Below are 9040 nucleotides of genomic sequence, written 5' to 3'. Positions count from 1 at the left end.
CGGGCCTTGAGTGTTTTGAGCTCATTTTCGTAATGGCTGATTTGCGATTTCAGTTTATTGATATTAGCCTGAAGCTTTGCAATATTGTCGTCGAACTTCTCTACTTCGGACTGTGCTCTTGCGGCAGCATTGATGCTTTCTTCTTTACGCGAAAGAGCCTCTGTTGCCAAACGGTCGGCTTCATCGGGCTTTAAATCACCTTTTTCTGCCTTTTTTATGATTAGAATAGCTTTCTGCTCATAGTTTTCGGCCTTTTCTTTATTTTCGTTGGCTTCCCTGCGTGAGCGAATTGCCAGTGATTTTACTTCTGCCAGGGCCTGCAAACTTTTATCCAGATCTTTTTTCATATCTCTGATACCCTGCTCTGTCATTTTTATCGGATCTTCTAATTTATTTATAGCAGAATGTGCTTCTGCCTCGCCAACCTTAAATAGTCTGTTGAATATTCCCATGGTTTCGGTTATTTTAGTTTTGAAATTTCAATTAATCTGGAACCAAATTCACTCAATAAAAGCTCAAGTGAGTTCAAAGTTCCTAACAGTTCATTCAAATCGAGATTCTCCAACTGGAGCGTATCTCTGAAAATGAGTTTCTCGCCATGCTCATCCAAAGCAAATGCGCCATGTACAATTTCGCGGTTTTTAATCAACAACTCTTTGTATACATCTCCTTTATTTTCCGGTAACTCCATAATTAACTGCTCAATAACCAATATGTCTTCTTCACAATCGATGATAAGGTTATTGATTCCGGCTTCTTCATTTTCAACTACAAAAAGTTCTTCTTCTGGGTTCTCATGAACTATAGTATATTCAAGCTCTATGAGGTAATCTCTTACTTTTTCAAAGTCTGTCATAGTTTTCGATTTTGTTAATAAGTGAAAGGTAAATTTACTAAAAACTTTTGGAGTTGTATAATTCCATGTGTTAAACAAAAGTAAATTATTATCTTTCAGACCTGCTCTTTACAATCCGATGATATGTGCCCAGCTTATAAATATCAAATAAAAAAAGTGAGATTACCCAACCCCCGCTCAAAAAACTTTTTATTAAGCCTGAAAAAACGCTAAAAACTAGCGAAAAAACCATAATTGCACCTGAACGAGTTAAGGAATCGTATTTATTAAGTAACTTAATATCTGATATTAAATCAGTATCATACTTGGTTATCTTCAATAATAGAGTCAGACTGATAAGCCCTTCATTAGTTTTGCGCAGGAATTCATCGTTTGTATCCAAATACTTTTTTTGCACAGGGTTATCTAAATGAGCAATTTTAATTTTATGTTTCTTTAGCTCATAACCAAACAGCGTATCTTCATGTCCGTAACCTGTCATACTTTCATTAAACTGAACAGAATTAAACACGTTCCTACTAATTAAGAAATTACTTGTCATGAAAGATTTGTAAGGGTTCAAATTTCTTTCTTTGGCTTTGGTTTGCTCACGTTTATTCCCATATTTCCAGCGCAAACGATATTTTTTTGCCGGCTTTTGCTTTTGATATTGATGTCCTCCCACAATTACAGCATATTTTTCGGTACTTATTGCATTTATGTAGTTATCGATAAATTTCGTTGATGGAATTTCAACGTCATTATCTAAAAAGAGCAGATAACCACTTTCAACATACTTAAGGAACAGGTTTCTGATTTTTGCCCTTCCCACATTATTCTCAAGCTCAATTATCCTGGCCAATTTGCCACACTCCTGCCGGTTAAGTTCACGAATATCCTGCTCCGATGCATCATCAATAAGGCAAATATCAACCTGTGCTCTGCTATTTTTTATTTGTCTGTCCAGCTGATTGACAAGGGGATATACGCGCTGATTGTAAACAGGAATACAGATCGTAATCATTTTATATTGACTTTAGTACAAAAGTAACAAAAATACCAGGTCATCTGCGATTATCTTTTAGACTTCACTCATGGCGTAGTGGTAGCTACTGGAATGATTTTCCCATTAAAAAAATTGCGTTGGTTAAGTGCAAAATCTACAATATATGCTGCAGTTTTATCCGGCGATTGCGGTGCCTGCTGACCAGGGAAGGCTTCTTTAAACATTTTTGTTTTTACAGCTCCCAGGGCTAGGCAATTCACTTGAATTCCCTTTGGTTTATACTCCTCGGCCAACACTTCTGTAAAACCTGCAATTGCCGCTTTCGAGGCTGCATAAACCGCTAACCCGGGGAATTTCACAGTTCCCTGCACACCGCCCATGCTACTGATATTTACAATATGTGCTTTTGGGGATGTTTTCATGCGCGGCAAACAAAGTTGAGTAAACAACATTGTACCGGTAAAATTCACATTCACCATATGTTGAATTTCTGTCGCTGCGTATGCTTCAAAAGGTTTCTTGTTTAAAAATCCGGCATTGTTAATCAATACATCAATGCGCTCTGGTAGTCCTAAATCCTTACTATTTTCAGGATTTCGGACCAGCTCGCCTAAGTCTATAGCAGCTAGCGTAATATTGGCTTTATCACCAAAATAATTATGCAGTTTTTCGGGCTTCCTGCTGTAAGCATAAACATGTACATTTTCGAGATTCTGCAGCGCTAATATAATTTCATAGCCTATATCGCCACCTACACCTGTAACGACTATGTTTAATTTCTCCATATTTGTTCCTTTTATTTTCTGAAACCCCAGTAAACTACTCGGTCTAGTTTTTAGAAAAATAGGGTTTCAGACTATCCAGAAGTAATTGAGGTGGTTTGCAAGGTCGTTTTTTATTGACATCGTAAAATACAAGTTCCGTAAAACCTTCATTCACTACTTTTTCATCTTTTATAACGTCGTAGTAAAATTTAATTTTAAAACCCGGCATTTCTTGTATAGTAGCTTTTACCTGAATATCATCATCATAATAAAGGGAATCTTTATATTTCGATTCCACTTTGGTAACAGGTAAAATTATGCCACTCTCCTCCATTGCTCTATAAGTAAAACCCAGTGACCGCATACACTCTGTGCGTGCTACTTCGTAATATTCGATGTAATGTGAGTGGTAAACAACACCCATTTTATCAGTCTCTCCGTATCTTACTTTTATTTGTGTTGCGTGCGAATACATTTGTTATTCATTTTTAATTGGTGAATCGGGTTCTTTGGCCATAGCATTATAAAACAGCCGGTCGAGCATAATGGGCAATACACGTTGAAAAAGCACTGAAATTTTTCCCTTCAGCGATAAAATAATATTCCGTCGCCTGAATCGTATCCCATTGGCAATTTTCCGGGCTACCTGCTCAGAGGTCATCATGCGGGCCTCGTTACGCGGGCTTTCGCCCTGTGGTGTACCATCAGCAGTAAGCGCCGATTTGCGCACATTGGAACTCGTAAAACCGGGAGCGGCAATAAGCACATGCACACCATTCTTTAAATTCTCAATACGAATAGTTTCCAGGAAACCATGTATGGCAAATTTGGATGCTGAATATCCGGACCTTGCCGGCAAACCATGAAAACCTGCAATAGAAGTTACCCCTACGATACTACCCCGGGTCTTAATAATGGAAGGCAAAGCATATTTGGTACAATAAACCGTGCCCCAAAAATTCACATCCATAAGCTGCTTTAGCACTTTTAGCTGCACATCAACAAAGAGTGCCCGCATACTAATGCCGGCATTGTTTATTAAGATATCGATGTGCTCAAAAGCTTCCAGGGTTTTATTAATTAAGTTTTCGCATTGCGTTTCATCGCTAACATCTGTTGATACCACCAACACCTCTGCTTGATATTGGGTTTGCAACGCATTTTTAAGTTCATTGAGTTTGTCGGCCGATCGGGCTGCCAAACTCAATTTTGCTCCTCTACGAGCCATTTCAAAGGCCAACGACCGGCCTATGCCCGAAGATGCACCGGTAATAATACAAACACTGTTTTTAATTGACATAATTACATAATATTACTGGCCGATCGCAAATGCTTTGCTACTCAACACGAATTTATGTCCATTGCAAATATAAGGTTTTGTATTCTGATTGTTCCCGAATGATTAAAAAATAACATGAGATAATTTAAAGGCCCCCTGCTACTCGTCTGTTTTTAGGCAACTTACTAACCACAAGATCATAAGAATGATCTATCAATTTATAAACCAACTCGCGTGACAGCGATCCATAAAAATAAATGGTGTTCCAGTGTTTTTTATTCATATGTTTATAATTTTGATTTTAGTGGTCATTACTTGTCCCGATGCTAATCGGGATGGAACCTCCTATTACCTGTTTTACAGCTTTTTAACTGTAATACTCCAAATAATCATGCTCGTGCCTTGCTCCGCCGAAGCTACGCGAAGGCGAAGTGTGTTTAATGGTCAAACATGGAGGTTTCATATGATATCCGGGCTGAATGGATGCATATTTTTCGCGCAACTGAAGTGCATACTCAGGATCACATTTTAGATTCATCCTCAATTCAGCTTCAATATCCAGCAATGCAAACATTTTACCGGCAACTTTAAAAACCAGCGAGTATTCATCGAAAGGAAAACTCTCTGTCGTATGTTTTTTAGCAATACAATAGTTTCGGATTTCTTCAGAATTCATTTTAGCATGCTTTTTGTAATATATGAAATGAGGATTAACCTGAAATTTTTGCGCAAGTGTTAACAATTTGTGTACCAGTTCACTCTCTAGGGTTAATCCTCTTCTTTTTGCTCCAAAAAGGCCTTGTATCGCAGGAGCCGATTTCTTATTTTTTCCTCTTGTTTTTCCTGTGTTTTATTCCACCTTAAAATATTATAGACATAACCAATAGCAGGCACTACATTAACTCCCACCATATCATCAGGAGAAATTAATCCTTTGTATTCCATACTATTTTTAAACTGTTCCATCTGCAATTCCACCCCGGTACTTTGCATATAAGTATATTTTTGCTGCTCTTTTGTTCTTAACAGACTAAGGTTTGCTTTGGCATTTGCCTGATTCCTGGAAAGGTCATTTTTATTGATAAAGGCTTGTTTAAACTGCTGCTTATTGAGATAAGGCAATACTATCACCTCAGGTAAAGACATAGTATCGCGTGTCATAAAAACTCCGGTGATGTAACCCAACCGACTCATTGAATCGGGGATTACATAATGAAACTTTTTGTAACCAACATATGAAAATGTTAAAGTGTCCAGGGCATTTACTTTCAATTGAAAAAAACCGCCGGGTGAGGTCATTGTACCTTTATCACCATTTATTAAAATATGTGTATTGGGCATCACCTTTTTATTTTCATCGAACACTATACCACTGAAAGGAATGGTATCTTGCGGCACAATCTGGGCTTCAACAGAAAAAGCCAAAATGACAAGAAAAATTGAAATAAAGCCTGTTTTCATAGCTGTGGGTTTTATAGTTTTTATTGTCAAGTAATTTTTTCATTTAAGATACATAAAATTTAAACACACGTCAATAATTAATATCTTGCAAACGATTTTGGTCCTGAAAAATTTTCTAACATCGCTCCTAATATTTTTTTTTGAACTCTGTATAAATTAAACATATGATTAATTACAGCTATAGGTTTTCTGATTTTCTGGCACCTGATTTTAGTTTTGAAAAAGCTGCCATGCAATTATTTCATTATCAATATACCAAAAACCCTGTATATCAAAAGTATGTAAATGACTTGGGTATAGACCAAAAGCGCATACGTACCACTACTAATATTCCATTTTTACCTGTAGAAGTTTTTAAAGAAAAAGTAGTTAAAACATCAAAGGAGACAGAGATCATATTCACCTCCAGCGGCACTACCGGGTTTCAGACTTCACGGCATTATGTGCATGATTTAAATCTTTATGAGCAAAGTTTTATGAAATCTTTTGAGCTGTTTTACGGGCCAGTAAGCAACTACTGTGTGCTTGCATTATTGCCGGGCTACCTGGAACGCCAGGGGTCATCGCTCATATACATGGCTGATTATTTTATAAAACAAAGCAAATACAAACAAAGTGGATTTTACCTGTACGAACATGATGACCTCGAAAAGGTATTAAAGCACAATGAACAACAAAATATTCCAACCCTGCTGCTTGGGGTCACCTTTGCACTGCTGGATTTTGCCGAAACGCATCAGCTCAACTTAAAAAATACCATAGTAATGGAAACTGGTGGAATGAAAGGGCGCCGAAAAGAAATGATCAGAGAAGAAGTACATGAGATATTAAAAAGCGGATTTGGAGTGCAAAAAATTCACTCAGAATATGGCATGACAGAACTATTATCACAAGCCTACAGTCACGGTGAAGGGCTCTATTCCACACCTCCATGGATGAAAGTTTTTGTCTACGATTTTTATAACCCACTGAATACTGAAACAGTTGGAAAAGGAGGAATCAACATCATTGATCTTGCCAACGCCCATTCCTGTCCTTTTATTCAGACCCGTGATATTGGAGAACTTTTTCCAGATGGTACTTTTCAGGTGCTGGGCCGGTTCGATCAAAGCGATATCCGGGGATGCAACCTGATGGTGATTTAAAAAGGGGCACCCACAGGCACCCCTCTCTTATAAAATCAATTAACAGGCCTTTAAAGCTTTTTGAGTTCTTTTTCCAACTCATTTACATAGTAATCCATTTGAGCAACTACGGCCTCGAAGGGTTTTGTTGATGTAAGATCGACCCCGGCTTTTTTAAGCTGATTTACAGGAAAATCGTTGCCACCTGATTTGAGCAGAGTCTTATATTTTTCGATGGTCGTTTGCTGCTCTTTTTTACTACCATTTTTATATCGTGAAAATAACTCAGACGAAGCTGAAAATGAGGTAGCATATTGATAAACGTAATAAGGCATACCGTAAAAATGAGGGACGCGACTCCATTTTACGCTTGTTAATTCATCAGGCGTAACAGCTTCACCATAGTAGTGATTATAGAGGTCGCCCATAATTTTATTGAGTAAGCCAGCAGTAACTGGCTGACCATTTTCTACGCGTTTGTGCACCTGATACTCATAATCGGCATAAAGCGATTGAATATAAAAAGTCCCCCAGATATTTTCAATGGCTTGTTGAAGTAAAGCAATGCGTTCTTCAGGCTTTTCAGCTTGTTCAATTAAATTATCAAGCAATAAATGCTCATTAAATGTAGAGGCTACCTCAGCAACAAAAATGGTATAGCTATGCGTGGCGTAAGGTTGATTATTATTGGAATATATGGAATGCATAGAGTGTCCTAATTCATGCGCAAGGGTAAAAACATGGTTCAGGCTTTTGTTCCAGTTTAAAAGAATGTAGGGATGGACTCCGTATACATTTGCAGAAAAAGCACCGGAGGTTTTATTAGGTTTTTCATAAACATCAATCCAGCCGCCTTTTGTAGCTTCATTTAAATATGCAAGGTAATCCTCTCCAAGCGGCTTAACCGCTTCTTTTACCATACCGACAGCTTCAGTAAAATCATATTCACGATTATAATCTGTAAATTTTGTACTCAAATCATAGGTATGCAGTTCATCAAGCTCCATAACCTGCTTGCGGAGCTCCATGTATTTATGTAACGGTGCAACATTGTCATAGGCAGTTCTAGTCAAAGATTTATAAACCGCAGTAGGGATATTATTCCCCTCTAGTTTAGCCTCAAGTGTACCTTTATAGCCTCTTGCTTTGGCATAAGCATTATCTTTTTCACAAATACCTTTATAAATTGCAGCATAGGTATTTTCATGATCTTTGTAAATTTTATAATACGATTCAAATACCAGCTTCCGATCTTCCTGTGAAGTCAATGTTTCCAGAAGTTTTGTGTAGTTGGCATGTGAAAGTTTTACTTTCTCCCCGGTCGACAATGTAATTTCAGGGAACTGAATATCAGAAACAGACAATTCATCATAAACACTGGAAGCTGTACCCATCGGCCGCGAAAAATGACTCATAAGTTTCTCTTTGTCGGCTGTTAAGACATGTTCCTGCAACCGATAGCTATTCATCAGGTTAAAAGCATAAGGTTCGAGTTCCGCATGTGTTTCAATCCATTTTTCCATTGTACCCCTGGGAATATCAAGTATTTCGGGCGAAATCCAGCTTGTAGCTGTAGCATATTCAGCATACATAGCTCTTATTTCCTGCATTTTTGCAGATGTTTCCTGATCGAGGCTGTTCAGCTGGCGCATAAAATATGGATAGCGAAATACCCGGCCAAATTTCTTACTAAGCTGCTCTTCCTTTTGCATTAACTCAATAAAAACTTTAGGGTTAGTATTCAATCGCCCCTGATACGTTTTAATATCCTCCATCAATTGCTTTACCTCAGTGAGATCGGCATTCCATTGATCCCAGTTGGCATAAATATCCGAAAGGTTCCAGGAAGTGTTTGTAGCATCCCTTTCAGGATTTTTTTTGCCGGAAATATCGTTATCAGCAAAAACAACGTGGATTTGCATGAATACAATCATGCACAAAAAAATAATTCTCATAATTTCATGGTTTTAGGTTAATAGGCTTTTTAAACACATAACATACCATTTATTCTAAAAGCCTGATAAATAGAAATCTATGATTATTTTGCAACTTCCCAAATTGTACAAAATCAGGCAGATATGTCCGTAAACGAACGAAAAAACGCACATTAGAAAATATAAATATTTTTTTAATTATTTCGTAGTTATAAATTTATCTATTCTATTATGAAAAAAACCTACATCGTTATAATTGTACTATTAATCAGCACATTGGGCTGCAACCAGGAAACCTTTCAGGAAAAGGTAAAACGAATTCACACCAAAGCATTAACCCTTGATTCACATACTGACACACCCTTGCGGTTTACACGTGATGACTTTAGCATTGCTGAAAAACACGATGCACAAAAAACTTACTCCCGTGTAGATTTACCGCGGATGAATGAAGGAGGTCTGGATGCCATGTTTATTGCTGCTTTTATTAGTCAACGGGCAAGAACACCTGAAGGGCATGAAAAAGCAAACAAAGAGACACATAGAATTATTGATTCGATATATTCGCAAGTTTCTAATAATCAAGACAAAGTTACTATTGGTACATCACCGCAAGATGCATACGAAAATGAAGAAG

At 37.5% G+C, this 9040-nt stretch carries 12 protein-coding genes; 2 read left to right on the top strand and 10 right to left on the bottom strand.

The genetic code is table 11. The features are described 5' to 3' along the window. From VJ937_RS03035 to VJ937_RS02995, 9 genes are all read right to left on the bottom strand, one after another. On the bottom strand, window positions 1–452 hold a 452-nt coding region (locus tag VJ937_RS03035), incomplete at its 3' end, for a PspA/IM30 family protein (RefSeq protein WP_324065426.1). Window positions 453–460: 8 nt separating this feature from the next. Further along, a complete protein-coding gene (locus tag VJ937_RS03030) occupies window positions 461–856 on the bottom strand; it encodes a YbjN domain-containing protein (RefSeq protein ID WP_324065425.1) in 396 nt (131 codons plus the stop codon). Window positions 857–944: 88 nt separating this feature from the next. Then, window positions 945–1859 carry a glycosyltransferase family 2 protein gene (locus VJ937_RS03025; protein ID WP_324065424.1) on the bottom strand — a complete coding sequence of 305 codons (915 nt, stop codon included), beginning with the start codon at window positions 1857–1859 and terminating at the stop codon, window positions 945–947. Window positions 1860–1927: 68 nt separating this feature from the next. After that, entirely contained in the window at window positions 1928–2626 is a 699-nt protein-coding gene (locus tag VJ937_RS03020) for an SDR family oxidoreductase (protein ID WP_324065423.1), read from the bottom strand. Between the two features lie 43 nt (window positions 2627–2669). Beyond that, entirely contained in the window at window positions 2670–3080 is a 411-nt protein-coding gene (locus VJ937_RS03015) for a thioesterase family protein (protein ID WP_324065422.1), read from the bottom strand. A 3-nt stretch (window positions 3081–3083) separates the two neighbouring features. After that, window positions 3084–3905: an SDR family oxidoreductase gene (locus tag VJ937_RS03010; protein ID WP_324065421.1), complete on the bottom strand. Its 822-nt coding sequence runs from the start codon at window positions 3903–3905 to the stop codon at window positions 3084–3086. Between the two features lie 124 nt (window positions 3906–4029). Continuing rightward, on the bottom strand, window positions 4030–4167 hold the full coding sequence (locus VJ937_RS03005; RefSeq protein WP_324065420.1) for an MmcQ/YjbR family DNA-binding protein: 138 nt from the start codon (window positions 4165–4167) through the stop codon (window positions 4030–4032). 84 nt (window positions 4168–4251) lie between these two features. Beyond that, a complete protein-coding gene (locus VJ937_RS03000) occupies window positions 4252–4560 on the bottom strand; it encodes an MmcQ/YjbR family DNA-binding protein (protein ID WP_324065419.1) in 309 nt (102 codons plus the stop codon). A 92-nt stretch (window positions 4561–4652) separates the two neighbouring features. Further along, window positions 4653–5345, bottom strand: a complete 693-nt coding sequence (locus VJ937_RS02995) for a hypothetical protein (RefSeq protein WP_324065418.1) — start codon at window positions 5343–5345, stop codon at window positions 4653–4655. A 164-nt stretch (window positions 5346–5509) separates the two neighbouring features. On the opposite strand from VJ937_RS02995, the gene VJ937_RS02990 reads away from it, so the two are divergent. Beyond that, complete coding sequence (locus VJ937_RS02990; protein WP_324065417.1) at window positions 5510–6490, top strand: acyltransferase; 981 nt, start codon at window positions 5510–5512, stop codon at window positions 6488–6490. A gap of 50 nt (window positions 6491–6540) precedes the next feature. Here the strand turns inward: VJ937_RS02990 and pepF are convergent, their stop codons facing one another. Next, window positions 6541–8424 (bottom strand): oligoendopeptidase F, encoded by a 1884-nt coding sequence (gene pepF, locus VJ937_RS02985; RefSeq protein ID WP_324065416.1) that lies wholly within the window; start codon window positions 8422–8424, stop codon window positions 6541–6543. Window positions 8425–8634: 210 nt separating this feature from the next. On the opposite strand from pepF, the gene VJ937_RS02980 reads away from it, so the two are divergent. Beyond that, a partial coding sequence (locus VJ937_RS02980) for a membrane dipeptidase (RefSeq protein ID WP_324065415.1) occupies window positions 8635–9040 on the top strand: 406 nt, incomplete at its 3' end.

It is taken from the genome of Salinivirga sp. (genome assembly GCF_035268865.1).
GTDB lineage: Bacteria > Bacteroidota > Bacteroidia > Bacteroidales > Salinivirgaceae > Salinivirga.
The sequence above is the reverse complement of the archived record's forward strand: the minus strand, read 5'-3'. Positions and strand labels throughout refer to the sequence as shown.

Excerpts from the sequence above, each read along its gene's own strand:
- VJ937_RS03010 (WP_324065421.1), bottom strand. The coding sequence starts at position 3,905 with ATGTCAATTAAAAACAGTGTTTGTATTATTACCGGTGCATCTTCGGGC.
- VJ937_RS02990 (WP_324065417.1), top strand. The coding sequence starts at position 5,510 with ATGATTAATTACAGCTATAGGTTTTCTGATTTTCTGGCACCTGATTTT.
- VJ937_RS03005 (WP_324065420.1), bottom strand. The coding sequence starts at position 4,167 with ATGAATAAAAAACACTGGAACACCATTTATTTTTATGGATCGCTGTCA.
- VJ937_RS03030 (WP_324065425.1), bottom strand. The coding sequence starts at position 856 with ATGACAGACTTTGAAAAAGTAAGAGATTACCTCATAGAGCTTGAATAT.
- pepF (WP_324065416.1), bottom strand. The coding sequence starts at position 8,424 with ATGAGAATTATTTTTTTGTGCATGATTGTATTCATGCAAATCCACGTT.
- VJ937_RS03015 (WP_324065422.1), bottom strand. The coding sequence starts at position 3,080 with ATGTATTCGCACGCAACACAAATAAAAGTAAGATACGGAGAGACTGAT.
- VJ937_RS02995 (WP_324065418.1), bottom strand. The coding sequence starts at position 5,345 with ATGAAAACAGGCTTTATTTCAATTTTTCTTGTCATTTTGGCTTTTTCT.
- VJ937_RS03025 (WP_324065424.1), bottom strand. The coding sequence starts at position 1,859 with ATGATTACGATCTGTATTCCTGTTTACAATCAGCGCGTATATCCCCTT.
- VJ937_RS03020 (WP_324065423.1), bottom strand. The coding sequence starts at position 2,626 with ATGGAGAAATTAAACATAGTCGTTACAGGTGTAGGTGGCGATATAGGC.
- VJ937_RS03000 (WP_324065419.1), bottom strand. The coding sequence starts at position 4,560 with ATGAATTCTGAAGAAATCCGAAACTATTGTATTGCTAAAAAACATACG.